The following is a 25,172-nucleotide window of genomic DNA, read 5'->3' as shown; positions in this document are numbered from 1 at the left end:
GGTTACGCAGCGGACGGGGCGCTGCACACATGGGGGCTATGTCGATGGGCGTGCGGCTCATGGTGGTCGATGACCACCGTCTGCTCGCCGAGGCACTCGCCTCGGCGCTGAAACTGCGGGGGCACCGCGTGCTCGCGGCAGCCGCGCCGACGTCCGGGGCCGCGGAACTGGTGGTCAGCAGGGCGCCGGAGGTCTGCCTGTTCGGCACGGCGGCGCCCGCCGAACCCGGGGCGTTCGACCCGATCGTGCGGATCGGACGGGAGCGCCCGCAGATCGCCGTGGTGGTGCTCGGTCCTGTACCGAGTCCACGAGGGATCGCCGCGGCCTTCGCCGCCGGTGCCGCCGGTTACGTCCGCCACGACGAACGCATCGAGGGTGTCGAGCGGGCCATGATCAAGGCCCGCGCGGGAGAGGCCGCCGTCTCTCCGCAGCTGTTGAGGGGCGCCTTCGCCGAGATGCTGCATCCGGCGGTCCAGCCGGACGACGAGGGGCAGCGGCTGCTGCGGATGCTGACCCCGCGCGAGGTCGAGGTGCTGGTGCGGGTCGCCGAGGGTGAGGACACCAGGCTGATCGCGGCCGGTATGGCGATCGCGCCGAGCACCGCCCGCACGCATGTGCAGCGGGTGCTGATGAAGCTCGGCGTGGGCTCCCGGCTGGAGGCCGCCGCACTGGCGGCCCGTACGGGACTGCTCGACCGGGCCGCGTCGGGAACGCGGCGGGGGCCGGACGGCCTCGCGTGATCGCGTGACGGTCCGGCCCCCGCGGCGTACCGGTCAGCTCTCCGGCGCGCTCGGGGCTTCGTCGGGCGCCGGGTCGGGCGCCTGGGCCGGGCGGAGTTTCATCCAGATCAGGAAGAAGAGGCCGAGCGCCAGCATGGCCAGGCCCGTCCACAGATTGATGTGGACGCCCTCGGCCTTCTCCAGGTCGGCGTCGGACGGGTTGATGCCGGCGATGGTGACGATCACTCCGTAGACCACGAAGAGACCGCCGATGATCCGCCGGATGTCGAAGAGCCGGGCCGCGGTCGCGGACTTGCGCTCCAGTTCGGAGACTTCCTTGTGCAGGTCGGACATGGTGAGTGCCTCCGATCAGAGCGAGTAGGGCAGGTAGCACAGGGTGGCGAGGACGATGGCGCCCCAGCCGAGCAGAGCGGGCTTGCGGTACCAGGCGCCGTCGCCCTCGTCCGGCACCTCGTCGGCGTCCGGGGACTCCGTCCCGTAGACCAGACCGGCCAGTTCGGCCTCCGGCTTGGGGGCGGTGAAGAGGGTGACGGCGACCATGACGACCGCACCGGCGACGAATCCGACGATGGCGGACACGAAGTTGGCGCCCTGGTCGGACGGGATGTCGATGATCCCCTGCTTGTAGATGACGAAGTAGTTCACCATCGCGGCCGTGGTGCCCGCGACGAGGCCCCAGACACCGGACTTCATCGAGGCGCGCTTCCAGAACATGCCGATGATGAAGACGACGAACATCGGGACGTTGAAGAACGAGAACAGCGTCTGCAGGTACGTCATGATGTTGGAGAAACTGGCCGCGATGAACGCCGTGCCGATCGACGCGAGCACACCCACCGCGGTGATCAGCCGGCCGAAGCGCAGGTAGTACGCGTCGGGCTGGTCCTTCTTCACGTACCGCTGCCAGATGTCCGTGGTGAACACCGTGTTGAACGAGGACACGTTGGCGGCCATGCCGGCCATGAACGCGGCCAGCAGGCCGGTCACCGCGATGCCGAGGACTCCGTTGGGCAGGAGCTCCTGCATCAGCAGCGGGATGGCGTCGTTGTACGTGAGGTCCGAGCCGGGTGTGCCGATCTTCGGGACGACGACGGCGGCGACCAGGCCCGGGATCATCACCGCGAAGACGATGAATATCTTCGGGAAGGCGGCGATGAGCGGGGTGCGCTTGGCCGCCGAGAGGTTCTTCGCGGACAGTGCGCGCTGCACCTCGGCGAAGTTGGTGGTCCAGTAGCCGAAGGACAGCACGAAGCCGAGGCCGAGGATGATCGTCAGCCAGTTGGCGCCGAGCGGGTTGGCGTCACCGATGCCGGTGCCGCCCCAGGCGGACATGAAGTCCGTGCCGTGCTGCTTCTCCAGCGAGCCGCTCAGCCCGTCCCAGCCGCCGACGCGCTTGAGGCCCAGCAGGGTCAGCGGGATCAGTGCGGCGAGGATGACGAAGAACTGCAGCACCTCGTTGTAGATCGCCGAGGAGAGGCCGCCGATGGTGATGTAGACGAGGACGAAGAGCCCCGCGACGACGATCGCGACCCACTGCGGCCAGCCGAGCAGCGCCTCCACGACGATCGACAGGGCGTAGAGGTTCACCCCCGCGATCAGGATCGCCGCGAACGCGAAGAGCACGGAGCTCAGCAGGTGCGCGGACTTGTCGAAGCGCTGGAGCAGGAACTCCGGTACGGAGCGGACCTTCGAGCGGTAGTAGAAGGGCATCATCACCAGGCCGAGGAAGACCATGGCGGGGATGGCGCCGATCCAGTACCAGTGGACGACCGCGACGCCGTACTGGGCGCCGGTCGCCGCCATGCCGAGGATCTCGGTCGCCCCGAGATTCGCCGCGACGAAGGCCAGACCGGTCACCCAGGCGGGCAGCGACCGTCCGGAGAGGAAGAAGTCGAGGCTTGTCTTCACGCTGGCCCGGGCGGCGAAGCCGATGCCGAGCACCACGACGAAGTAGATCGCCAGGATTGTGTAATCGAGCCCGTTGGTGGGGAGCCGGAGCCCTTCAGCCAGATAGTGCATGGGGGGTACTCGCTTCGTTGCGCGAACTGAACCCGTCGGAACCTACGCCTTTGTGTTCAGAAAATGAACAGTTCGCATGACGTTCTTTGTTCGATCGTGATCGTGCGAGGCTGAAATGCCCCGATCCTGTCGCTCGTCTGCACAGGGTGGTCACAGAACCTGACGGCATTGACGCACCTGTTGGGTTGTGATTAGTTATGTGCGGTTCTGTTTAGAGGGCGTTACATGGAGGAGCCTGGTGAAGAAGACGGTTACGACCCTCGCCGACGGCCGTGAGCTGATCTACTACGACTCCGCGGACGACACCGTCCGCGACGCGGTCGACCTGCGGCCGCTGGACGCCGTCTCGACGTCCTCGGAGATCCGCCACGACCCGCTGCTCGGTGACTCGGTGGCCATTGCCTCGCACCGGCAGGGGCGTACGTACCACCCGCCGGCCGACGAGTGCCCCCTCTGCCCCTCGCGGGAGGGCCGGCTCAGCGAGATCCCCGACACCGGCTACGACGTCGCCGTCTTCGAGAACCGCTTCCCCTCACTCGCCGGTGACTCCGGCCGCTGCGAGGTCGTCTGCTTCACCTCCGACCACGACGTGTCCTTCGCCGGCCTCACCGAGGACCAGGCCGCCCTGGTCCTGGAGGCCTGGACCGACCGCACGGCCGACCTCGCCGAGCTCCCGCAGGTCGCCCAGGTGTTCTGCTTCGAGAACCGGGGAGCCGAGATCGGCGTCACCCTCGGCCACCCGCACGGCCAGATCTACGGCTACCCCTTCGTCACCCCGCGCACCGAGCTGATGATGCGCTCGGCGGGGACCCACCGTGCCGAGACCGGCCGCAACCTCTTTGACGACGTGGTCGACCGCGAGCTCGCCGACGGCGAACGCGTCGTCCTGGAGGGTGAACACTGGGTCGCCTTCGTGCCGTACGCCGCGCACTGGCCCTACGAGGTCCACCTCCACCCGCGCCGCCGCGTCCCCGACCTGCGCGAGCTCGACGAGGGCGCCCGCACAGAGTTCCCACAGATCTATCTGGAACTCTTGAGGCGATTCGACCGGATCTTCGGCCCCGGCGAGCCGCCGACCCCGTACATCTCCGCCTGGCACCAGGCCCCCTTCCGGGGCCCAGGCCGTGAGGAGTTCGGGTTGCACCTGGAGCTCTTCACCATCAGGCGGACCACCGGCAAGTTGAAGTTCCTCGCGGGCTCCGAGTCCGGCATGGGCGCGTTCATCAACGACGTGCCGCCGGAGGCCGCGGCCCAGCGACTGCGAGAGGTAGCGAGCGAGTGAGCAACACCGGCAAGAAGTACCTGGTGACGGGCGGCGCGGGATACGTCGGCAGTGTCGTCGCCGCACACCTGCTGGAGGCCGGTCACACCGTGACCGTCCTCGACGACCTGTCGACCGGCTTCCGCGAAGGCGTCCCCGCGGGCGCCGAGTTCATCGAGGGCCGCATCCAGGACGCCGCCGAGTGGCTGGACGCCTCCTACGACGGGGTGCTCCACTTCGCCGCGTACTCCCAGGTCGGTGAGTCCGTCGCCGACCCCGAGAAGTACTGGGTCAACAACGTCGGCGGCACCACCGCCCTCCTCGCCGCCATGCGCGACGCGGGGGTGCGCACCCTCGTCTTCTCCTCCACCGCGGCGACCTACGGCGAACCGGTCTCCAGTCCCATCACGGAGACCGACCCCACCGCGCCGACCAGCCCGTACGGCGCCTCCAAGCTCGCCGTCGACCACATGATCAGCGGTGAGGCGACCGCCCACGGCCTGGCCGCCGTCTCCCTGCGCTACTTCAACGTCGCGGGCGCCTACGGCAGCTGCGGCGAGCGCCACAGCCCCGAGTCCCACCTCATCCCGCTCGTCCTCCAGGTCGCCCTCGGGCAGCGCGAGTCGATCTCCGTCTACGGCGACGACTACCCGACACCGGACGGCACCTGCGTACGCGACTACATCCACGTCGCCGACCTCGCCGAGGCCCACCTGCTGGCCCTGGAGGCGGCCACCGCCGGTGAACACCTCATCTGCAACCTCGGCAACGGCAACGGCTTCTCCGTACGCGAGGTCATCGAGACCGTCCGCCAGGTCACCGGCCACCCGGTCCCCGAGACCGCCGCCCCCCGGCGCGGGGGAGACCCGGCCGTCCTCGTCGCCTCCGCCGCCACCGCCAGGGAACGGCTCGGCTGGCAGCCGTCCCGAGCCGACCTCGCCGCCATCGTCGCCGACGCCTGGGCGTTCGCCCGCCGTGAGGAGTCCACCGCACCATGACCGACAACGCCGACCTGACCGCCTCGTTCACCGAGCTCTACGGGACCGCCCCCGAGGGGATCTGGGCAGCACCCGGACGAGTGAACCTGATCGGTGAGTACACCGACTTCAACGACGGCTTCGTCATGCCGCTCGCCCTCCCGCACCACGCCCGCGCGGCCGTCGCCCGACGTACCGACGGACAGCTGCGCCTGCACTCCACCGACGTACCGGGTGGCGTCGTCTCCCTGCGCGTCGACGAGCTCGTCCCGCACTCCGGGCACGGCTGGGCCGCCTACCCGGCCGGCGTCGTCTGGGCGCTCCGCGAGGCCGGCCACCCTGTGACCGGCGCGGACATCCAGCTCACCTCCACCGTGCCGGTGGGCGCCGGACTCTCCTCGTCGGCCGCCCTCGAAGTCGTCACCGCGCTCGCCCTGAACGACCTCTTCGCACTGGGCCTGAGCGGCCCGGAGATCGCCGTGCTCGGCCAGCGCGCCGAGAACGCCTTCGTCGGCGTGCCCTGCGGCGTCATGGACCAGATGGCCTCCGCGTGCTGCACCGAGGGACATGCGCTGTACCTCGACACCCGCGACCTCACCCAGCGCCAGGTCCCCTTCGACCTGGCCTCGCACGGGCTCCAGCTGCTCGTCGTCGACACCCGGGTCAAGCACGCCCTGGGCGACGGCGCGTACGCGGAGCGCCGGGCGGGCTGCGAGGCGGGCGCCCGGGCGCTCGGCATCCCCACCCTCCGCGACCTTCCGTACGAGGGCCTGGACGCCGCACTCGAAACCCTCGTGGCGGCCGGCGAGGACGAGTCGGTCGTCCGCTACGTCCGCCATGTGGTGAGCGACAACCACCGCGTGGAGCAGATCATCTCGCTGCTCGACGGGGGCGAGGTGCGCGCGGCGGGTCCGGTCCTCAACCAGGGGCACCTCTCGCTCCGCGACGACCTGCGGGTCTCGTGCCCGGAGCTGGACCTCGTGGTCGCCACGGCGAACAGTGCCGGGGCACTCGGGGCCAGGATGACCGGGGGCGGCTTCGGCGGCTCGGCGATCGTGCTGGTGGAGGAAGCGATGGCCGACACCGTCGCCAAGGCCGTCGCGGAGGCCTTCACCTCCGCCGGACACGCCGCCCCAGGAATCTTCCCCGCGGTCCCCTCGGCGGGGGCCCGGCGGGTCGTTCCAACTGCTTGACCAGGATGAACTCCGCGACGCCCGGCGGGTAGTCCGCCACCTCGCCGACCACCTCGTACCCCTGCTTCCGGTAGAAGTCCGGGGCCTGGAACCCCCAGGTCTCCAGCCGGGAGCGGGTACAGGCCCGGTCGTCGTGCGCGAGGCGTTCGGCCTCGGCGAGCAGCCGCGCGCCGAGGCCGAGGCCGCGGTGGGTGGTGTCCACCCAGAGCAGGTCCACATGGAGCCAGTACGCCCACGTCCGCCCGCTCAGTCCGCCGGCCAGCTCTCCGCCGTCGTCCAGGAGCCATACCTCCAGCGGGACTTCGTGCTCGGCGGATGTGGAATGCAGGGAGCGCAGCTCCGGCGACGCCTCCCAGTTGTCGTCGTGCAGCCGACGGCCCAGCAGAATACGACGTTCCTTGTCCACTTCGGTCTCAAGGCGGAACATGAACAACACCCTAAACACCTTGGGTGGTCAGTTCCGCGAATCGCCTTCCGGCGCACACCGCCCGCCGTACGCTGATGCTCAGCACCGGTGGGGGCCGGTGCCGTATCAGGGGACGAGACAGTCGGATGCGACACCCGGAGCGGGTGGCGGCGGGCACACGGCGGCGGCCGTGTGCCGGCGGCTCACCTGAGTGTTCCGGGTGTCGGGTCCGCCGCGGTCCATCCTCGTCGGGGCCGGCCATGAACGGGGCGCCCCAGGAGCTCACACAGCATGGGGGTGTCTGTGGCTCGTATCCGGGTTCTGGTGGTCGACGATCACCGCATCTTTGCCGAGTCCCTCGCCGCGGCTCTCGCCGCCGAGCCGGACGTCGACGTGTCCGCGGCGGGCAGCGGCCCCGCCGCGCTGCGGTGTCTGGAGCGCGCGACCGCCGAGGGGCGCCGCTACGACGTGATGCTGGTCGACGCCGAACTGGGCATCCTCGCCCCGGGCGCCGTCCGGAGCGTTCCCGCTCAGCGCGGTGCGCCGGACGGCGCGGCCGACGGCGCTCCGGTGGACGGCATCTCGCTGGTGGCCGGGGTGCGCGCGGGCCACCAGGACCTGCGCACGGTGGTGCTCGCCGAGAAGGACGACCCGCGCCGGGCGGCGACCGCGCTGCAGGCCGGGGCGTCGGGCTGGGTCGCCAAGGACTGCTCGCTGCAGCGGCTGCTGACGGTCATACGGGGCGTGCTGCGTGACGAGACGCATCTGCCGGCCGCCCTGCTGACCGGGGTCCTCCGGGAGCTGACCGCGGCCCGCAAGCACCGTACCGAGAGCGAGCAGCTCGTCGAGTCGCTGACGCCGCGCGAGCGAGAGGTGCTGCGTTGCATGGTGGCGGGCCTGGGCCGGAAGGCGGTCGCGGAGCGGCTCTTCCTGTCCCCGCACACGGTGCGTACCCATATGCAGAACGTGTTGGGGAAGCTGGGCGTGCACTCGACCCTGGCGGCGGTGGCGCTGGCCCGGCGGGCCGGAGTGGGCCCGGCCGCGCTGGGGCCCGTGTCGGGTTCCGGGAGCCAGGCCCGGAACCCGACACAGGCCCTAACCGGGGACGTTGTCGAACGGGGCGGTCAACCGGCGTAGCAACCCGGCCAGATCGGACTGCTGTTCACGGGAGAGCTCGACCAGAATGGCGCGTTCCTGGTCGAGCAGCCCGGCCAGCGACTGGTCGGCCTTGTCGCGGCCCAGGGCGGTCAGCCGGACCAGGACGCCGCGGCGGTCGCTCGGGTCGGGCAGCCGCTCCACGAGGTTCTTCTTGGTGAGCCGGTCGATGCGGTTCGTCATCGTGCCCGAGGTGACCAGTGTCTGGGTGAGGAGCTGGCCGGGGGAGAGCTGGTACGGGTCGCCGGCGCGGCGCAGGGACGTCAGGACGTCGAATTCCCAGGGCTCCAGCTCGTGCTCGGCGAAGGCGATCCTGCGGGCCCGGTCCAGGTGGCGGGCCAGGCGGGAGACACGGCTCAGGACCTCGAGTGGTTCCACGTCGAGGTCAGGGCGCTCGCGGCGCCATGCAGCGACCAGTCGGTCGACCTCGTCCTCCATGTCGATCAGTGTAGAGGGTCCCTCGACATGAAGTCTCTTGAATTCAAGTGTCTTGACATCAAGAGACTGGGCCGGTGATCCTGACCGTATGACAACACCCACCTGGGACCCCCGCCAATACCTCCGCCACGCGGACCATCGGACCCGCCCCTTCCTCGACCTCCTGGGCCGCATCGGGTCCCTGCCGCACGAACCCGCACCCAGGATCGCCGACCTCGGCTGCGGTGCGGGCAACGTCACCACGCTCCTCGGCGACCGCTGGCCCGGCGCACGCATCACCGGCTACGACAGCTCCCGCCGGATGCTCGAACGCGCCCGCGCCCACGCGGGACCCCTCCTCGACTTCGCCGAGGCTGACGCCGCCACCTGGACTCCCACCGAGACGTACGACCTCATCGTCTCCAACGCCCTGCTCCAATGGGTCCCCGGCCACACCGCACGCTTCCCCCACTGGCTGGCCGCCCTCGCCCCGGGGGGCACCCTCGCCTTCCAGGTCCCCGGCAACTTCGACGCCCCCAGCCACACCCTCATGCGGGAACTCGCCGGATCCCCGCGCTGGCGTGACCGCCTCGGCGGCGTCCTGCGCCACGACGGCGCCGTACACACACCCGCCGGCTACCTGGAGCAGCTCACCGCACCCGGCCGCACCGTCGACGTCTGGGAGACCACCTACCTGCACCTGCTCCAGGGGGAGGACCCCGTCCTCGACTGGGTCAGGGGCACCGGCCTGCGCCCGCTCCTCGACGCCCTCGACGACGACCCGGACGCCCGCGACGCCTTCGTCACCGAATACCGCGACCTGCTCCGCACCGCCTACCCGACCGGCCCGCACGGGACGGTGTTCCCGTTCCGCCGCGTCTTCGCGGTGACCCGCACGGCCGGGTGACCGCTTCCGCCCGGACGACGCAGACATCGGGCTCCGGGGCGTTGCGCCGGTCGAGGACCACGGTCATCTCGCGGCGAGCTTTGAGTTCCGGCGGGGATCCTGGTCCTGCACCACCACAGCAGGGTCCGTCTCGCGACCAGGTCATCACAACGAGTGATCACGTGCGCACCGTGGCGACGTCAGTTCTTCCGGTGGCCTATCAGCCGCGGCTTCGACTCCAGGTTCTCCAGCCCGTGCCACGCCAGATTCACCAGATGGGCCGCGACCTCGGCCTTCTTCGGCTTCCGCACGTCCAGCCACCACTGCCCGGTCAGCGCCACCATCCCGACCAGGGCCTGCGCGTACAGCGGGGCCAGCTTGGGGTCGAAGCCCCGGGCCTTGAACTCCAGGCCCAGGATGTCCTCGACCTGTGTCGCGATGTCGCTGATCAGCGACGCGAAGGTGCCGGTGGACTGCGCGACCGGGGAGTCACGGACCAGGATCCGGAAACCGTCCGTATACGTCTCGATGTAGTCCAGCAGCGCGAACGCCGCCTGTTCCAGCAGTTCGCGCGGATGGCCCGCCGTGAGCGCACCCGTCACCAGGTCCAGCAGCTGGCGCATCTCACGGTCGACCACGACGGCGTACAGGCCCTCCTTGCCGCCGAAGTGCTCGTACACCACGGGCTTGGAGACCCCGGCGCGCGCCGCGATCTCCTCCACCGAGGTGCCCTCGAAGCCCTTGTCGGCGAACAGGGCGCGGCCGATGTCCAGGAGTTGCTCGCGGCGCTCCTTGCCCGTCATCCGGACCCGCCGGGCCCTTCGGGTGGGGGCAGGCATGCTCTTCTCGCCGCTTGTGCTTCCGTCGGTCGCCACGTCGTCAATCATGCAGGGTCGGCGGCCGGGGGCTTGCGCCGGGAGGCGATACGCGAGGCGTCGGGCCACCGGACGTCGTGCGCCCAGCCCAGCTTCTCGAACCAGCGGATCAGCCGGGCGCTGGAATCGATCTGTCCCCTCATCACCCCGTGCCGGGCACTCGTCGGGTCCGCGTGGTGCAGGTTGTGCCAGGACTCGCCGCACGAGAGGACCGCCAGCCACCACACGTTCCCGGACCGGTCGCGGGACTTGAAGGGCCGCTTCCCGACCGCGTGGCAGATCGAGTTGATCGACCACGTCACGTGGTGCAGCAGAGCGACCCGGACCAGCGAACCCCAGAAGAAGGCGGTGAACGCGCCCCACCACGACATGGTGACCAGGCCGCCGACCAGCGGCGGGATCGCCAGCGAGAGGATCGTGAAGCTGAGGAAGTGACGCGAGATCGCCCGGATCGCCGGGTCCCTGACCAGGTCGGGGGCGTACTTCTGCTGCGGCGTCTGCTCCTCGTTGAACATCCAGCCGATGTGGGCCCACCACAGGCCCTTCAGCAGTGCAGGGAGGTTCTCACCGAACCGCCACGGCGAATGCGGGTCGCCCTCGGCGTCGGAGAACCGGTGGTGCTTGCGGTGGTCGGCCACCCAGCGCACCAGTGGACCCTCCACCGCCATGGAGCCGGCGACGGCCAGGGCGATGCGGAGCGGACGCTTCGCCTTGAACGAGCCGTGCGTGAAGTAGCGGTGGAAACCGATCGTCACGCCGTGGCAGCCCCAGTAGTACATGGCGACCAGCAGGCCGAGGTCGAGCCAGCTGACACCACGGCCCCAGGCCAGCGGCACCGCCGCGACCAGGGCCGCGAACGGCACCACGATGAACAGGAGCAGTGCGATCTGCTCGACCGATCGTTTCTTGTCGCCGCCGAGCGTGGCGGAGGGGGTTGCGGGGTCGCCTGCCGTCGGCAGGCCGTCGTCGATCACGTCGGGGCTGGTGGGCATTGGGGAGTCCCCTGTGAGGTGAGGAAATATGACGGTATGAGCGGGCTACGCTTCCGTAACCTACGGCAACGTAAGTATGGCAGCGAAGAGGGCCGCGACACGAGCGCGCCGCCGCCGTACGCCCGCTGCCACCGGGCCCCTGCTCCCCGCCTACCCCGGATCCGGTCCACCCCGCAGGGCAACGAGCACGCCGAACCCCAGGACACCTATCCTGGGAGCGTCGGACAGCGCGGTCCGCACTCTGCACATCCGGGGTGACCCGTCAGCACCGCGAGCGCCCCGGCCCCCCTGACAGACGTGCTCAACCACTGCAAGGAGCCGCACACTGTGAGCAGTGCCGACCAGACACCTGCCGCCACCACCGAACTGCGGGCCGACATCCGCCGTCTCGGCGACCTGCTGGGCGAGACCCTCGTACGCCAGGAAGGGCAGGACCTCCTCGACCTCGTCGAGCGCGTCCGCGCCCTGACCCGCACCGACGGCGAGGCCGCGGCCGCGCTCCTCGGCGACACGGACCTGGAGACCGCCGCACAGCTCGTGCGCGCCTTCTCCACCTACTTCCACCTCGCCAACGTCACCGAGCAGGTCCACCGCGCCCACGAGATGCGCGACCGCCGGGCCGCCGAGGGCGGGCTCCTCGCCCGCACCGCCGACCGCCTCAAGGACGCCGACCCCGAACACCTGCGCGAGACGGTCAAGAACCTCAACGTACGGCCCGTCTTCACCGCGCACCCCACCGAAGCCGCACGCCGCTCCGTGCTCAACAAGCTCCGCCGCATCGCCGAGCTGCTCGAAACCCCTGTCATCGAGGCCGACCGCCGACGCCACGACCTCCGGCTCGCCGAGAACATCGACCTCATCTGGCAGACCGACGAGCTCCGCGTCGTCCGCCCCGAGCCCGCCGACGAAGCGCGCAACGCCATCTACTACCTCGACGAGCTCCACGCCAACGCCGTCGGCGACGTCCTGGAGGACCTCGCCGCCGAACTGGAGCGCGTCGGCGTCGAACTCCCCGCCGACACCCGCCCCCTGACCTTCGGCACCTGGATCGGCGGCGACCGCGACGGCAACCCCAACGTGACGCCCGCCGTCACCTGGGACGTGCTGATCCTCCAGCACGAGCACGGCATCACCGACGCCCTCGAACTCATCGACTACCTGCGCGGACTCCTCTCCAACTCCATCCGCTACACCGGAGCCACCGACGAGCTCCTCACCTCGCTCCAGACCGACCTGGAGCGGCTCCCCGAGATCAGCCCCCGCTACAAGCGGCTCAACGCCGAGGAGCCCTACCGGCTCAAGGCCACCTGCATCCGCCAGAAGCTCGTCAACACCCGCGAGCGGCTCGCCACCGGCACCCCGCACCGCCCCGGCTGCGACTACCTCGGCACCGCCGAACTCATCGCCGACCTGGTCCTCATCCAGACCTCCCTGCGCGAACACCGCGGCGGACTCTTCGCCGACGGCCGCATGAACCGCACCATCCGCACGCTGTCCGCGTTCGGCCTCCAGCTCGCCACCATGGACGTCCGCGAACACGCCGACGCCCACCACCACGCCCTCGGTCAGCTCTTCGACCGCCTCGGCGAGGAATCCTGGCGCTACGCCGACATGCCCCGCGACTACCGGCAGAAGCTCCTCGCCAAGGAACTCCGCTCCCGCCGTCCCCTCGCACCGACCCCGGCACCGCTCGACGCCGCGGGCGAGAAGACCCTCGGCGTCTTCCACACCATCAAGCAGGCCTTCGAGCGCTTCGGCCCGGAAGTCATCGAGTCCTACATCATCTCGATGTGCCAGGGCGCCGACGACGTCTTCGCCGCGGCCGTCCTCGCCCGCGAAGCCGGGCTCATCGACCTCCACGGCGGCTGGGCCAAGATCGGCATCGTCCCGCTCCTCGAAACCACCGACGAGCTCCGCGCGGCCGACGTCATCCTCGACGAGATGCTCGCCGACCCCTCCTACCGCCGGCTCGTCTCGCTCCGCGGCGACGTCCAGGAGGTCATGCTCGGATACTCCGACTCCTCCAAGTTCGGCGGCATCACCACCTCCCAGTGGGAGATCCACCGCGCCCAGCGCCGGCTCCGCGACGTGGCCCACCGCTACGGCGTACGCCTGCGCCTCTTCCACGGCCGCGGCGGCACCGTCGGCCGGGGCGGCGGTCCCTCCCACGACGCGATCCTCGCCCAGCCCTGGGGAACGCTCGAAGGTGAGATCAAGGTGACCGAGCAGGGCGAGGTCATCTCCGACAAGTACCTCATCCCCGCCCTGGCACGGGAGAACCTGGAACTGACCGTCGCGGCCACCCTCCAGGCATCCGCCCTGCACACGGCGCCCCGCCAGTCCGACGAGGCACTCGCCCGCTGGGACGCGGCCATGGACACCGTGTCCGACGCCGCCCACGCCGCCTACCGCAAGCTCGTCGAGGACCCGGACCTGCCGGCCTACTTCCTCGCCTCCACCCCGGTGGACCAGCTCGCCGACCTGCACCTGGGCTCTCGGCCCTCCCGCCGCCCCGGCTCGGGCGTCTCGCTCGACGGCCTGCGCGCCATCCCCTGGGTGTTCGGCTGGACCCAGTCACGCCAGATCGTCCCCGGCTGGTTCGGCGTCGGCTCCGGCCTCAAGGCACTCAGGGAGGCCGGTCTCGACACCGTCCTGGAAGAGATGCACGGTCAGTGGCACTTCTTCCAGAACTTCCTCTCCAACGTCGAGATGACCCTCGCCAAGACCGACCTGCGCATCGCCCGGCACTACGTGGACACCCTCGTGCCCGACGAGCTCAAGCACGTCTTCGACGTCATCCAGGCCGAGCACGAACTCACCGTGCGGGAAGTCCTCAAGGTCACCGGCGGCAAGGAACTCCTCGGCACCAGCCCGGTGCTGCAGCAGACCTTCGCCATCCGTGACGCCTACCTGGACCCGATCTCCTACCTCCAGGTGTCCCTGCTCGCCCGTCAGCGTCAGGCGGCCGAACGCGGCGAGGAAGCCGACCCGCTCCTCGCCCGCGCCCTGCTGCTGACCGTCAACGGCGTGGCGGCGGGCCTCCGCAACACCGGCTGACGCACAGCGGAGTGACCGGGTGCGGTCCCCTCAGAGGGCGACGAACGTCGCCGTCAACAGGACCGCACCCGCGATCCCCGCGCCCCACGCCGTCCGCGTCAGCCGCATGCCGCCGCCGATCACCGGTGCGGCCAGCACCAGCGCACCGCCCAGCGGCACCCAGGCATGCAGAAGGCCCGGCGTCCCGGTGCGTACGACGTCACCGGTGCCGGGCTTCACCACGACGGGGAGACGAGCCCCCTTCTCCGCCGCCACGGACCGCCGGATCGTCACGGCGGCCCGGTCTCTCGACTCCGCGTCGGCCGTGAACGACCCCGTGCACACGTCCTCACCGCACGCCGTCACGGCCATGGTCCCGTGCTCACGGCCCTTGGCCAGCACGATGTGCTGCGCGCTGTTCCACGACGACCACGCGCCGGCGACCAACAGCAGCAGGACGACACAGCCCGCGGCGAAGACGCGGCCATGAGCCAGCAGCCGGTGGGACGAACTCCGTTTCATGGGGGCCGATCCTTGGGCAGAGCCATGCCCTCGGTCAACCTGTGGCCGAAAACGGCCCGAGAAGCAGCGGGAATGTCAGGAGTTGTACGAGGACTGAGCCCGTTCCAGCCCGTCCTCCAGCAACGACTCCACCGAATCCGCCGCCCGGTCCACCAGGTACGCGAGCTCCTTGCGCTCCGCACCCGAGAAATCCTTCAGCACGAAGTCCGCGACCTGCATCCGCCCCGGCGGCCGGCCGATCCCGAACCGTACCCGGTGATAGTCCGGACCCATCGCCTTCGTCATCGACTTCAATCCGTTGTGCCCGTTGTCGCCGCCCCCCAGCTTCAGCCGCAGCATCCCGAAATCGATGTCCAGCTCGTCATGCACCGCCACGACGTGGTCCAGCGGCACCTTGTAGAAATCACGCAACGAGGTGACCGGCCCACCGGACAGATTCATGTACGACATCGGCTTCGCCAGCACCACACGCCGGCTACCGGGGCCTGGCGAGCCGATCCGGCCCTCCAGCACCTGCGCCTGCGCCTTCTGCGCCCGCTTGAACTTCCCGCCGATCCGCTCCGCCAGGAGGTCGGCCACCATGAACCCGACATTGTGCCGGTTCGCCGCGTACTCGGGGCCGGGGTTGCCGAGGCCCACGATCAGCCAGGGGTCGGTGACGTCGGACATCTGCGCTCGGTCTCCTCGCGTACGAACCAGTGATGACAGGCGAACGGGGCGGCGGATCCCCGGAAGGGAACCGCCACCCCGTCAGTGAAGCAGGTGGGGCGAGGATCAGGCCTCGGCGGAAGCCTCCTCGGCGGGGGCCTCCTCGACCTGCGCGGAGACGACCTGGAGCACGACGGCGTCCTCGTCACCGGCGAGCACGGAGCCCTTGGGCAGCGGAACGTCCTTCGCCAGGATCGAGTCACCGGCGTCCAGGCCCGCGATGGAGACCGTGACGGACTCCGGGATGTGGGTGGCCTCGGCCTCGACGAGCAGGGTGTTCTGCACGTACTCGAGAAGGTTGCCGCCCGGGGCCAGCTCGCCCTCGACGTGCACCGCGATCTCGACCTCGACCTTCTCGCCGCGCTTCACGGTGAGGAGGTCGACGTGCTCGATGTTGCCCTTGATCGCGTTGCGCTGCACGGCCTTCGGGATCACGAGGGCGTCCTTGCCGTCGATCTCCAGACCGATCAGGACGTTGGCGGTACGCAGGGCGAGAAGCAGGTCGTGGCCCGGCAGGTTGATGTGGACCGGCTCGGCACCGTGGCCGTAGACGACTCCGGGAACCAGGTTGGCGCGACGGGTGCGACGGGCAGCGCCCTTGCCGAACTCCGTGCGGATCGTTGCGTCGAGCTTGATCTCAGCCATGCTGCACTCCTCGTAGGGTGACTCGAAAGGTGACGAAAAACCGATGGTCACCCGGCCCACGACAGGCCTGCTACGAAGAGCGCGTCGATAACGGACCACCGGCCCCGTGCCTACGCACGAGAACGGCCTCCCTCGCCGAGCAACTTGCACAGTCTACCCGGCGGAGAGGCCGCACCCAAAGTGGATCAATCGCAGGCGGTCAGTCGCCCTGCTCCTCGAAGAGGCTCGTCACCGAACCGTCCTCGAACACCTCTCGCACCGCACGCGCGATGGTCGGGGCGATCGAGAGCACCGTGATCTTGTCGATCTCCAGCTCACCCGGGGTCGGAAGCGTGTCCGTGAACACGAACTCGCTGACCTTCGAGTTCTTCAGGCGGTCAGCGGCCGGACCCGACAGCACACCGTGCGTCGCCGTCACTATGACGTCCTCGGCGCCGTGCGCGAACAGGGCGTCCGCGGCGGCGCAGATCGTGCCACCCGTGTCGATCATGTCGTCGACCAGGACACAGACCCGGCCCTCGACGTTGCCCACGACTTCGTGGACGCTGACCTGGTTGGGCACGTCCTTGTCGCGACGCTTGTGCACGATCGCCAGCGGAGCGTCCAGACGGTCGCACCAGCGGTCGGCGACGCGCACCCGGCCGGCGTCAGGGGAGACGATCGTCAGCTTCGAGCGGTCGACCTTCGCGCCGACGTAGTCCGCCAGGATCGGCAGCGCGAACAGGTGGTCCACCGGCCCGTCGAAGAAGCCCTGGATCTGGTCCGTGTGCAGATCGACGGTGAGGATCCGGTCCGCGCCCGCCGTCTTCATCAGGTCGGCGACCAGGCGCGCCGAGATCGGCTCACGGCCACGGTGCTTCTTGTCCTGACGGGCGTAGCCGTAGAACGGCACGATCACCGTGATCGAACGGGCGGACGCGCGCTTGAGCGCGTCCAGCATGATGAGCTGCTCCATGATCCACTTGTTGATCGGAGCCGTGTGGCTCTGGATCAGGAAGCAGTCGGCGCCGCGTGCGGACTCCTGGAAACGTACGTAGATCTCACCGTTGGCGAAATCGAAGGCCTTCGTCGGCACGAGACCGACACCCAGTTGATGTGCGACCTCCTCGGCCAGCTCGGGGTGGGCGCGGCCGGAGAAGAGCATCAGTTTCTTCTCGCCGGTCGTCTTGATCCCGGTCACAGCACAGTCTCCTCAGACGTGTATCTGGCACCGCGCGCATGTGTCCCGATGTGCGACGAGCCAGCCGAAATGGGTGAGCATCTATCACGGTACGCCGAGTCCGGCGCGCCTGTTTCCGGTCAGCTTTCGCCGTCGGGCTCCTGGGCGGCGGCCTGAGCCGCCTGCGCGGCCGCGCTGCCAGGACGCTTTCGAGCCACCCAGCCCTCGATATTCCGCTGCTGGCCCCGGGCCACGGCGAGCGAACCGGCCGGTACGTCCTTGGTGATGACCGAACCGGCGGCGGTGTAAACGCCGTCCCCCACCGTGACCGGCGCCACAAACATATTGTCCGACCCGGTCCGGCAGTGGGACCCGATCGTCGTGTGGTGCTTGGCCACCCCGTCGTAGTTCACGAAGACGCTCGCCGCACCGATGTTGGTGTGGTCGCCGATCGTCGCGTCGCCGACGTAGCTCAGGTGCGGCACCTTCGTGCCCTCACCGATCGTCGCGTTCTTCATCTCGACGTACGTGCCCGCCTTTGACTTCGCGCCCAGCCTCGTCCCCGGCCGCAGATACGCGAACGGCCCCACGGACGCGCCGGGGCCCACCTCGGCGCTGTCCGAGACCGTGTTGTCGACCCGCGCGCCCGCGTGCACGACCGTGTCCTTCAGCCGCGAGTTCGGGCCCACCTCGGCGTCCTCCGCGAGGTGCGTCGCGCCCAGCAGCTGGGTCCCCGGGTGCACGATCGCGTCGCGCTCGTACGTCACCGTCGCGTCGATCAGTGTGGACGCCGGGTCCACCACCGTCACGCCCGCCAGCATCGCGCGCTCCAGGAGCCGCTCGTTGAGGAGGCGCCGGGCCTCGGCCAGCTGGAGCCGGTTGTTGATGCCCAGGATCTCCCGGTGGTCTCCCGCCACCGAGGCGCCCACCCGGTGCCCGGCCTCGCGCAGGATCGACAGCACGTCGGTGAGGTACTCCTCGCCCTGGCTGTTGTCCGTGCGCACCTTGCCGAGCGCCTCGCCGAGCAGCCGGCCGTCGAACGCGAAGACCCCGGAGTTGATCTCCCGGATCGCGCGCTGCGCGGCGGTGGCGTCCTTGTGCTCGACGATCTCGGTGACCGCTCCGGTGGCCGCGTCGCGGACGATCCGGCCGTAGCCGGTCGAGTCCGGCACCTCGGCGGTCAGCACGGTGACGGCGTTCGCGTCGGCGGCGTGGGTGGTGGCGAGTGCGGAGAGCGTCCCGCCGGAGAGCAGCGGGGTGTCCCCGCACACGACGATGACGGTGCCGTCGACGGTGCCGCCGAGCTCCTCCAGGCCCATCCGGACCGCGTGGCCGGTGCCGTTCTGCTCGGCCTGGAAGGCGGTGCGTACGGGGGTGTCGCCGGCGGAGAGGTGCGCGGTGACCTGCTCGGCGGCGTGGCCGACCACGACGACGAGGTGCCGGGGGTCGAGCTCACGGGAGGCGGCGACGACATGTCCGACGAGCGAGCGCCCGGAGATCTCGTGCAGGACCTTGGGGGTCTTCGACTTCATGCGGGTGCCCTCACCCGCTGCGAGGACGACGACTGCTGCCGGGGGGTTGGCGCTCACGGATGTGCCCTTCGGCTTCGGGTGGTGGACGTCCGCAGGATACCGGGGGTGTTTGCGCCTGAAACGAGCGCGGGCCCCGACCAGGAGGTCGGGGCCCGCGCGGAAGCTCCCCCACCAGGACTTGAACCCGGACAAATAGCACCAAAAGCTACTGTGCTGCCAATTACACCATGGGGGAACGAAGCGGACATTCCTGCAATCCGCTCGATTGGCACCCAACACTATGCCGTACCGAGCGCCCTGCGCGCGACGGCACAACTCCCCGCTCTCCGCCGAGGGATGGTCAGGCAGGCCATGACAGGTCACTTTCCGTGCTGCAGGAGTCTCCCGAAAATGAGATGCGTGCGCCCGTAGGCTGGATGCCATGACCGCAACGGGGGCAGACCGGGAAGCGGCGGGTCCGACCACCCGCGGCTACTGGTGGTGGGGGCGGCGGCGGAGTGTCGCCCTGGACGTGGGGCTGGCGCTGGTTTCGGCCCTGGAGTGCGCGCTGGAAGGGGTGTCGTTCGCCGGGGACACCGGGCTGCCCGTGCCGCTCGGTGTGCTCTTCGGGCTGCTGGCGGGATCGGTGCTGGTGCTGCGCAGGCGCTGGCCGATCGCCGTGGTGCTGGTGTCGATAGCGACGACTCCGGCCGAGATGGGCTTCCTGATGGGGGTCGTCGGCCTGTACACCCTGGCGGCCTCCGACGTACCCCGCAGGATCACGGTGGTGCTCACGGGGATGACGCTCGTGGGCACCTTCATCGTGTCGTACGTGCGGCTGCGGCAGAGCGTGAGCGAGCACGCCGAATTCGGCCCGCTCTGGTACGTCCCGGTGGTGTCGCTCTTCATGTCGCTCGGGCTGACGGCGCCCTCGGTGCTCTTCGGCCTCTACATCGGGGCCCGGCGCAGGCTGATGGAGAGCCTGCGGGAGCGCGCGGATTCGCTGGAGCGCGAGCTGTCGCTGCTGGCGGACCGGGCGGAGGAGCGGGCCGAGTGGGCGCGTACGGAGGAGCGGGGCCGGATCGCGCGGGAGATGCATGACGTGGTGGCGCACCGGGTGAGTCTGATGGTGGTGCACGCCGCGGCGTTGCAGGCGGTGGCCCCGAAGGACCCGGCGAAGGCGGTGCGCAACGCGGCGCTGGTGGGGGACATGGGCCGGCAGGCGCTGACGGAGCTGCGGGAGATGCTCGGGGTGCTGCGGAGCGGGGACGCGCTGGTGGCTCCGCGGGCGGGGCAGGTTCCGCTGGCCTCGGTACGGGCCGCTGCCGCCGCGGTCACGGCCGTGGCGGAGGACGGGCCGCGGTTGCGCGAGGTGGAGGCGCTGGTGGCGCAGTCGCGTGAGACGGGGATGACCGTGGAGATGACGGTGGAGGGGGAGCCGCGTCCGTACGCGCCGGAGGTGGAGCAGACGGCGTACCGGGTGGTGCAGGAGGCGTTGACGAACGTGCACAAGCATGCGGCGGGCGCCAGGACGTGGGTGCGGCTGGCGCATCGGGGCGCTGAGGTGGCGATGCAGGTGGAGAACGGTCCGTCGGACGGTGCGACGGCGGACGCGGGGCTGCCGAGCGGCGGTAACGGCCTGGTGGGGATGCGGGAGCGGGTGCTGGGGCTGGGCGGTGTGTTCGTGTCGGGGCCGACGGATGTGGGGGGATTCCGGGTGTCGGCGGTCCTGCCGGACGGCGGGACGGTGTGAGGGCCGTCAGCCGGAGGTGAGGCGGGCGGGCTGGATGCCCGTCATGAGGGTTTCGAGGGCGCGGTCGATGTCGGAGCCCAGGTACCAGTCGCCGGTGTGGTCGATGGAGTAGACGCGTCCTTCGCTGTCGATGGCGAGGACCGCTTGGCCGTCACCTTCCTCGCCGAGTGGGGCGACCTCGGTTTCGAGGGCGCGTCCGAGGTCCCCGAGCGTGCGTGCGAGGTGGAGTCCGCTGAGTGGGTCGATGCGGGCGGTGGTGGTGGCGATCTGCCGGCCGGGTGCGGTGGAGCTGATGCGGAGTCCGCCGAATTCGGCCCAGGCTTCGACGGCCGCCGGGAAGACGGCGTGCTGGTGCCCGGCGGGGGAGGCGTAGGAGCGGAGGGCGTCGGCCCATTCCTCGGCCTGGCGGATGTCCCAGCGTCCCGGGCGCCATCCGGCGTCGCGGAGTGCGGCGTCGACGGCGACGGGGAAACGGGTGGTGGAGGTGCGGCCCTGTTGGCCGGGAAGGTCGCGCATGGGTGGTGTGGTCAGCCCTTCTCGGCGGTGGTCGCCGCACCGTTGGTGAGGTCGACGGGGCGTACGCCGAAGTGGGCGAGCATCTCCGTGCAGGAACGGCAGGGGGGCGCGTAGCTGCCGTGGAGGGGGTCGCCGTCCTCGCGGATGCGGCGTGCGGTGAGGCGGGCGTGTTTGAGCGCGCGGCGGGCCTCGCCGTTGGTGAGGGGTTTGCGCTGGGCGCGCTTGGAGCGGCTGTCGTCGGCCGCGGTGAGCTGGCGTGACAGCAGTATGGCTTCGGGGCACCGCCCGGTGAAGCGCTCACGCTGGTTGCTCGTGAGGGTGTCGAGGAAGTCCTGCACCAGGGGGTGGAGGACGGGGGGCTGGTCGCCTTTGCCCGCGGTGCAGGTGAGCGTCTCTCCGCGTACGGACAGGGCTGCGGCCACGGCGGGCAGGATGCCGTCGCGGCGGTGGTGGAGGCGGGGCGGGTGGTGGGGCTCGGTGGTGCTCCAACTGAGTCGCGGATCTCCGGATGTGACTGTTTGTGCTGTGTACATGGCGCTGGTGTCCCTCCCTGCAATCCCCCGAGTTGCGGGGGACAGCCTGCCAAATATGCAGGGTGGTGGGGAAGCGGGGTGGGTTAAACCGGTCTGCGTGTCGCGGCTCGGTGCCCGGGTTGTCGCGTGTCCGTCACGCGCCGGTGACGTTCGGTGAGTGGGGTGCGGGGGCGGGGGGCGTTGTTGCGTCACCGCATAGGCTGTGCGGAACACCGGACGCAGCAGGGGGCAACCGCCATGACGACAGGTCGGCTCGGGCAGCAAGCCGCGCCACCGAACGCGGCCTACGCCGGGCAGGTCGTGCATTTCCCGGATCCTGTCCGGGCGTCCCGCCACCCCAGGGGTGTGCGTGTGGACGGGAACGGCTTTCCGGTGCTTTCGCCGTACGCGCGCGCGGCCGCGGAGATCGCTGATCCACCTCCGGGGTTCGGCGTCGATGAGCTGCGGCTGACGGACTACGTGTCGGCGAACGCGGCGTTGGCGGCGAGCGGGCACGAGCTGTGGGACACGATCCCCGCGGTGGCGACTCCGCACGGCTGGACGTGGCATCACGTGGCGGGTGGCCGGCGGATGGAGCTGGTGCCGGTCGAGGTGAAGGCGCTGTTGCGTCATCACGGTGGCCTGGCGACTGCTTCGGTGGATCAGGCCCGTCGGGGTACGAGACCGTTGCAGGAGACACGGCCCGCTCATTTCCGGCTGCCGAAGGGCTCCGTGGCGGTGGGCGAGCAGCAGATCCTGGGGGTCGAGGAAGACCTCGGGTACCGGCTCCCGGGCGCGTACCGGTCGTTCCTGAAGGCGGCCGGTGGGTCGGCTCCGGTGGGTGCGGCACTGGACGCGGAGCTGGGTCTGCTGGTGGACCAGCCGTTCTTCACGGTGCGCGAGGAAGCCGCCATGAACGACCTGGTGTACGTCAACAAGTGCCTGCGTGACCACTTCACGAAGGATTTCCTGGGCGTGGCCTTCGTCCAGGGCGGGATCCTCGCCGTGAAGGTGCGTGGCGGAGGCGTGGGGTCGGTGTGGTTCTGCGCGTACGACGACGCGCGGGATCAGGACGGCTTGGGCGTGCAGGAGCGGGTGGACCGGCTGCTGTTGCCGTGCGGTGAGGATTTCGATGCGTTCCTGCAGCGGCTGGCGGGCAACCCGCCGGAGCTGGAGACGGTGGCGAACCTGATGGTGGACGGTGGCTTCGCGCGGGCCGTCCCGGTGGAGGGGTGAGCGCGGTGGTGACGTTCGCGCAGGCGCAGGAGCGGGCGGATGAGTGGGTCAACGGTGACGTGCCCGCCTATCAGCAACGTGAGGTCCGGGTCCGTGAGTTCGAGCTCGGCTTCGTGGTGTGGGCCGAGGACCGTGCGGAGGGCCCCGTTTCGGACGGGGGCCGCCAGCGGTTGGTGATCGCCCGGGACAGCGGTGAGGCCACGCTGTGGCCGGGGCTGCCGGTGGGCGAGGTGATACGGCGGTACGAGGAGGAGTACGGGGTTTCCGCGGAGACGCGGGATGCTCCGGAGCCGCCGCAGCGCATCGATCTGAATCAGACGTCGTTCCTGCTGACTCCGCCGGAGTGGTTGCAGGAGGCGGCGGACAAGCTGGGGATCCCGGACGGGCGCGCGGAGGCGGACGCACCGCCGCCACCCCCTGCTCCCTCCCCCTCCGTGCCTGGGCCGGCTCGTGCCGATTCGGGGGCGGGGTGGCCGGCTGCCGGTGGGCAGGAGGATCACGAGCCGACGGCGAATGACGGCGTGCCGGCCGGGGGGACGCCATGGGCGGGTACGGATACGAGTGCGACCGGTGACGGAGGAGGCGTGCCGCTGCCGGCGACGGTGTTCGCGCCGCCGCTCTCGGGGTCGGACGACGACGGGACCCCGCCTCCGGTGGTTCCGGCGGAGGCGCCCACGGCGCTGATGTCGGGTGGCAGCCAGCTGCCGCCGACCGCGGTCGTTCCCGGTCTCGATCCGCAGGCTCCGCCTCCGGGTCCTCGTCCCGCCGCCCCCGGCCCGGCCGCTCCGGCCGTTCCGGGGCCCGGGGCGGGGGACATCGCGGACGCGGCGACGAGCAAGGCCGCCGTGTCGCCGCGTGGTGCGCGGGGGACCGGTGCCACGCCGCCTCCGCCCCCGCCTCCGCCGGGGACCCCCGGCGTGCCGGGAGCGCGTCCGGGAGCGACTCCGCCGCCCTCCGGGCCGGGTGCGCCGGCGGGCGGCTACCTTCCGACGCAGCTCGTCTCGCAGCTCGGCCCTCCGGGCTCACCGCCGCCGCCTCCGGGCGCGACGCCGCCTCCTCCTCCCGGGCCTCCTGGGCCGCCTCCTGGCTCCACGCCGCCTCCGGGTGGCGGGATGCACCAGGCCGCGACGATGTTCGCCGACGCGAGCATCGGGGGTCCGAACGCGCCGCGGCCTCCGGGGCCTCCCGGCCCTCCTGCTCCTCCTGGCCCTCCCGGTGCTCCGGGGGCCCAGGGCGGGACTCCGCCGCCCCCACCTCCTGGTTCCACGCCGCCACCCGGTCCGCCCCCTCCTCCTCCGGGGGCCACGCCGCCTCCGGGCGGCGGGGTGCACCATGCGGCGACGATGCTGGCGGGCCCGGGGCAGGTCGGGCCGCCGGCGCCGCAGCCGCCCGGTCCGCCCGGTCCTCCGGGTCCGCCCGGTCCTCCCGGGATGCAGGGGCAGGGTCCGCACACCCCGCCGCCCCCGGGGGCGTACGGCTATCCGCAGCAGCCGACGGGGCAGCCGACGGTCGGCCCGGGCTATCAGGCCGTCCTGCGCTTCCGCGCGGCGGACGGCAGTGAGCAGCAGTTGATCCGGCGGTCGGCGCCGGGTACTCCGCATCCGGAGTGGCAGATGCTGCACGAGCTTCGTGCGATGAACGTGCCGCCGCAGCAGGTGATAGAGCTGCACACGGAGCTGGAGTCGTGTGAGCTGCCGGGTGGTTACTGCGCCCGGATGATCCGGGAGACCTGGCCGCAGGTCCGGATCACGAGCGTGGCGCCGTACGGTACGGATCATGCGAGCCGTCAGCAGGGGATGCAGCACCTGCTGACGCACCAGGGTGAGTTGCACCAGGTCGCGGACGGTCCGGCGCGGCCGGCTCCGGTGCGGGCGCCGTTGCCTCCGTTGCCGCCGCCTGCCATGGCCGTGCCTCCGGAGGCGCTCGCGGAGGAGCTGCACGGGGCCTTCGGGCCTGGTGTGCTCCGTTTCGATCAGCGTGCGGTGTCGCGTCAGGGTGTGCCGGAGGTGGTGGCGCGGACGCTGGTGTGGGCGGGTCTGCCCGCCGATTTCGGGCCGTTCTTCTGGGCACAGCCGGGTCATCCGGTGGTGCCGACGCTGGCGGAGCTGGCGGTGCAGCGGCAGGTGCAGCCGGCGTCGGACGCGGGCTCGTATCTGGTGATGGGTTCGGACTTCGGCCGGGCGATCTGTGTGCAGTACGGGACGGCGAACATCGTCGCCGTTCCGGTGGAGGCGGGTCCGGGCGGTCAGCCGGTGCCGCCGCAGTTCGTGAACACGGGGCTGCCCGAGTTCGTGCGGTCGATGGCGTTGCTGGGCCGGATGTGGCGGTTGCGGTTCGGGTTGACCCCGGAGCAGGCGGGCCGCTGGACGGTCGACTTCCAGGCGCAGCTGGTGGCTGTCGACCCGGCGGCGCTGGCGTCGCCTGAGGGCTGGTGGTCGGTTCTGCTGGAGCAGATGTGGGATGGACTGTTGTGATCCCGGCCGATGGAATGTGATCTGTTGTGTATGAGAGGCGCTCGTCCCGTGGAGGGACGAGCGCCTTTTGTGTGGGTTTTTGTGATGCGTGTCGCTTCAGTCCTGATTGCAGCTGATCGATTCCGACTTCCGGGTGAATTACCGCATCCTTGGCGTATTGCTTCTGGTCAGGGAGTCGG

The 25,172-nt window shown here is 70.5% G+C and carries 22 protein-coding genes, 1 tRNA gene and 2 pseudogenes; 10 read left to right on the top strand and 15 right to left on the bottom strand.

Features of this window, described 5'->3' with window-relative positions; all coding sequences use genetic code 11:
* Window positions 1–44: 44 nt before the first annotated feature.
* Window positions 45–740: a helix-turn-helix transcriptional regulator gene (locus tag ABT001_RS00700; RefSeq protein ID WP_351270720.1), complete on the top strand. Its 696-nt coding sequence runs from the start codon at window positions 45–47 to the stop codon at window positions 738–740.
* Window positions 741–773: 33 nt separating this feature from the next.
* Here ABT001_RS00700 and ABT001_RS00695 read toward each other — a convergent pair whose 3' ends face one another.
* The gene (locus ABT001_RS00695) at window positions 774–1,073 is read right to left on the bottom strand and encodes a hypothetical protein (protein ID WP_351270226.1); all 300 of its coding nucleotides are present in this window, start codon (window positions 1,071–1,073) and stop codon (window positions 774–776) included.
* 15 nt (window positions 1,074–1,088) lie between these two features.
* Window positions 1,089–2,759, bottom strand: a complete 1,671-nt coding sequence (locus ABT001_RS00690) for a sodium:solute symporter family protein (RefSeq protein ID WP_351270223.1) — start codon at window positions 2,757–2,759, stop codon at window positions 1,089–1,091.
* Window positions 2,760–2,997: 238 nt separating this feature from the next.
* Here ABT001_RS00690 and galT point away from each other — a divergent pair, with 238 nt between their 5' ends.
* From galT to galK, 3 genes are read left to right on the top strand one after another with little or no spacing between them, the layout of a single operon-like run.
* Entirely contained in the window at window positions 2,998–4,041 is a 1,044-nt protein-coding gene (galT, locus tag ABT001_RS00685) for a galactose-1-phosphate uridylyltransferase (RefSeq protein WP_351270221.1), read from the top strand.
* Window positions 4,038–5,018 (top strand): UDP-glucose 4-epimerase GalE, encoded by a 981-nt coding sequence (gene galE / locus ABT001_RS00680; protein WP_351270218.1) that lies wholly within the window; start codon window positions 4,038–4,040, stop codon window positions 5,016–5,018. The genes galT and galE overlap by 4 nt, the downstream gene beginning before the upstream one ends.
* Entirely contained in the window at window positions 5,015–6,190 is a 1,176-nt protein-coding gene (galK, locus tag ABT001_RS00675) for a galactokinase (protein ID WP_351270216.1), read from the top strand. The genes galE and galK overlap by 4 nt, the downstream gene beginning before the upstream one ends.
* Here the strand turns inward: galK and ABT001_RS00670 are convergent.
* A pseudogene (locus ABT001_RS00670) lies at window positions 6,180–6,617 on the bottom strand (GNAT family N-acetyltransferase); the annotation flags it as partial. The gene galK and the pseudogene ABT001_RS00670 overlap by 11 nt on opposite strands.
* A 270-nt stretch (window positions 6,618–6,887) precedes the next feature.
* On the opposite strand from ABT001_RS00670, the gene ABT001_RS00665 reads away from it, so the two are divergent.
* Window positions 6,888–7,733, top strand: coding sequence for a LuxR C-terminal-related transcriptional regulator (locus tag ABT001_RS00665; RefSeq protein ID WP_351270214.1), 846 nt, complete (start codon window positions 6,888–6,890; stop codon window positions 7,731–7,733).
* On the opposite strand, the gene ABT001_RS00660 is transcribed toward ABT001_RS00665, so the two are convergent.
* A complete protein-coding gene (locus ABT001_RS00660; protein WP_351270211.1) occupies window positions 7,692–8,189 on the bottom strand; it encodes a MarR family winged helix-turn-helix transcriptional regulator in 498 nt (165 codons plus the stop codon). The genes ABT001_RS00665 and ABT001_RS00660 overlap by 42 nt on opposite strands.
* Before the next feature lie 88 nt (window positions 8,190–8,277).
* On the opposite strand from ABT001_RS00660, the gene ABT001_RS00655 reads away from it, so the two are divergent.
* The gene (locus tag ABT001_RS00655) at window positions 8,278–9,075 is read left to right on the top strand and encodes a trans-aconitate 2-methyltransferase (protein WP_351270208.1); all 798 of its coding nucleotides are present in this window, start codon (window positions 8,278–8,280) and stop codon (window positions 9,073–9,075) included.
* On the opposite strand, the pseudogene ABT001_RS00650 reads toward ABT001_RS00655, so the two are convergent.
* The 3 genes and pseudogenes from ABT001_RS00650 to ABT001_RS00640 form a co-directional block, all read right to left on the bottom strand.
* Window positions 9,071–9,172 (bottom strand): annotated as a pseudogene (locus tag ABT001_RS00650) (Uma2 family endonuclease); the annotation flags it as partial. The gene ABT001_RS00655 and the pseudogene ABT001_RS00650 overlap by 5 nt on opposite strands.
* Window positions 9,173–9,254: 82 nt before the next feature.
* Window positions 9,255–9,941: a TetR family transcriptional regulator gene (locus tag ABT001_RS00645; protein WP_351270205.1), complete on the bottom strand. Its 687-nt coding sequence runs from the start codon at window positions 9,939–9,941 to the stop codon at window positions 9,255–9,257.
* Window positions 9,938–10,921 carry an acyl-CoA desaturase gene (locus ABT001_RS00640; protein WP_351270202.1) on the bottom strand — a complete coding sequence of 328 codons (984 nt, stop codon included), beginning with the start codon at window positions 10,919–10,921 and terminating at the stop codon, window positions 9,938–9,940. Before ABT001_RS00640 ends, ABT001_RS00645 begins: the two co-directional genes overlap by 4 nt.
* A gap of 327 nt (window positions 10,922–11,248) precedes the next feature.
* On the opposite strand from ABT001_RS00640, the gene ppc reads away from it, so the two are divergent.
* Complete coding sequence (gene ppc / locus ABT001_RS00635) at window positions 11,249–13,978, top strand: phosphoenolpyruvate carboxylase (protein ID WP_351270199.1); 2,730 nt, start codon at window positions 11,249–11,251, stop codon at window positions 13,976–13,978.
* Between the two features lie 30 nt (window positions 13,979–14,008).
* On the opposite strand, the gene ABT001_RS00630 is transcribed toward ppc, so the two are convergent.
* From ABT001_RS00630 to ABT001_RS00605, 6 genes are all read right to left on the bottom strand, one after another.
* A complete protein-coding gene (locus ABT001_RS00630) occupies window positions 14,009–14,479 on the bottom strand; it encodes a hypothetical protein (protein WP_351270196.1) in 471 nt (156 codons plus the stop codon).
* Between the two features lie 75 nt (window positions 14,480–14,554).
* On the bottom strand, window positions 14,555–15,148 hold the full coding sequence (gene pth, locus ABT001_RS00625) for an aminoacyl-tRNA hydrolase (RefSeq protein ID WP_351270193.1): 594 nt from the start codon (window positions 15,146–15,148) through the stop codon (window positions 14,555–14,557).
* 105 nt (window positions 15,149–15,253) lie between these two features.
* Window positions 15,254–15,832 (bottom strand): 50S ribosomal protein L25/general stress protein Ctc, encoded by a 579-nt coding sequence (locus ABT001_RS00620; RefSeq protein WP_351270190.1) that lies wholly within the window; start codon window positions 15,830–15,832, stop codon window positions 15,254–15,256.
* 199 nt (window positions 15,833–16,031) lie between these two features.
* The gene (locus ABT001_RS00615; protein ID WP_351270187.1) at window positions 16,032–17,012 is read right to left on the bottom strand and encodes a ribose-phosphate diphosphokinase; all 981 of its coding nucleotides are present in this window, start codon (window positions 17,010–17,012) and stop codon (window positions 16,032–16,034) included.
* A gap of 119 nt (window positions 17,013–17,131) precedes the next feature.
* The gene (gene glmU, locus ABT001_RS00610; protein ID WP_351270184.1) at window positions 17,132–18,580 is read right to left on the bottom strand and encodes a bifunctional UDP-N-acetylglucosamine diphosphorylase/glucosamine-1-phosphate N-acetyltransferase GlmU; all 1,449 of its coding nucleotides are present in this window, start codon (window positions 18,578–18,580) and stop codon (window positions 17,132–17,134) included.
* 106 nt (window positions 18,581–18,686) lie between these two features.
* Window positions 18,687–18,758, bottom strand: a tRNA-Gln gene (locus ABT001_RS00605).
* A gap of 186 nt (window positions 18,759–18,944) precedes the next feature.
* On the opposite strand from ABT001_RS00605, the gene ABT001_RS00600 reads away from it, so the two are divergent.
* The gene (locus ABT001_RS00600) at window positions 18,945–20,255 is read left to right on the top strand and encodes a sensor histidine kinase (protein WP_351270181.1); all 1,311 of its coding nucleotides are present in this window, start codon (window positions 18,945–18,947) and stop codon (window positions 20,253–20,255) included.
* A 6-nt stretch (window positions 20,256–20,261) separates the two neighbouring features.
* Here the strand turns inward: ABT001_RS00600 and ABT001_RS00595 are convergent, their stop codons facing one another.
* Together ABT001_RS00595 and ABT001_RS00590 are read right to left on the bottom strand one after the other, a co-directional pair.
* Window positions 20,262–20,771, bottom strand: coding sequence for an SUKH-3 domain-containing protein (locus ABT001_RS00595; RefSeq protein ID WP_351270179.1), 510 nt, complete (start codon window positions 20,769–20,771; stop codon window positions 20,262–20,264).
* Between the two features lie 11 nt (window positions 20,772–20,782).
* Window positions 20,783–21,304 carry a YwqJ-related putative deaminase gene (locus ABT001_RS00590; protein ID WP_351270177.1) on the bottom strand — a complete coding sequence of 174 codons (522 nt, stop codon included), beginning with the start codon at window positions 21,302–21,304 and terminating at the stop codon, window positions 20,783–20,785.
* A gap of 237 nt (window positions 21,305–21,541) precedes the next feature.
* Here ABT001_RS00590 and ABT001_RS00585 point away from each other — a divergent pair, with 237 nt between their 5' ends.
* Together ABT001_RS00585 and ABT001_RS00580 are read left to right on the top strand one after the other, a co-directional pair.
* Window positions 21,542–22,519: an SMI1/KNR4 family protein gene (locus ABT001_RS00585; protein WP_351270174.1), complete on the top strand. Its 978-nt coding sequence runs from the start codon at window positions 21,542–21,544 to the stop codon at window positions 22,517–22,519.
* Between the two features lie 5 nt (window positions 22,520–22,524).
* The gene (locus tag ABT001_RS00580; RefSeq protein ID WP_502967396.1) at window positions 22,525–24,993 is read left to right on the top strand and encodes an SUKH-4 family immunity protein; all 2,469 of its coding nucleotides are present in this window, start codon (window positions 22,525–22,527) and stop codon (window positions 24,991–24,993) included.
* Window positions 24,994–25,172 lie beyond the last annotated feature (179 nt).

Origin of the sequence: Streptomyces sp. NPDC002793 (assembly GCF_040295485.1) — a bacterium.
Taxonomy (GTDB): Bacteria; Actinomycetota; Actinomycetes; order Streptomycetales; family Streptomycetaceae; genus Streptomyces.
This window is presented reverse-complemented; position numbering and strand designations above follow the sequence as displayed.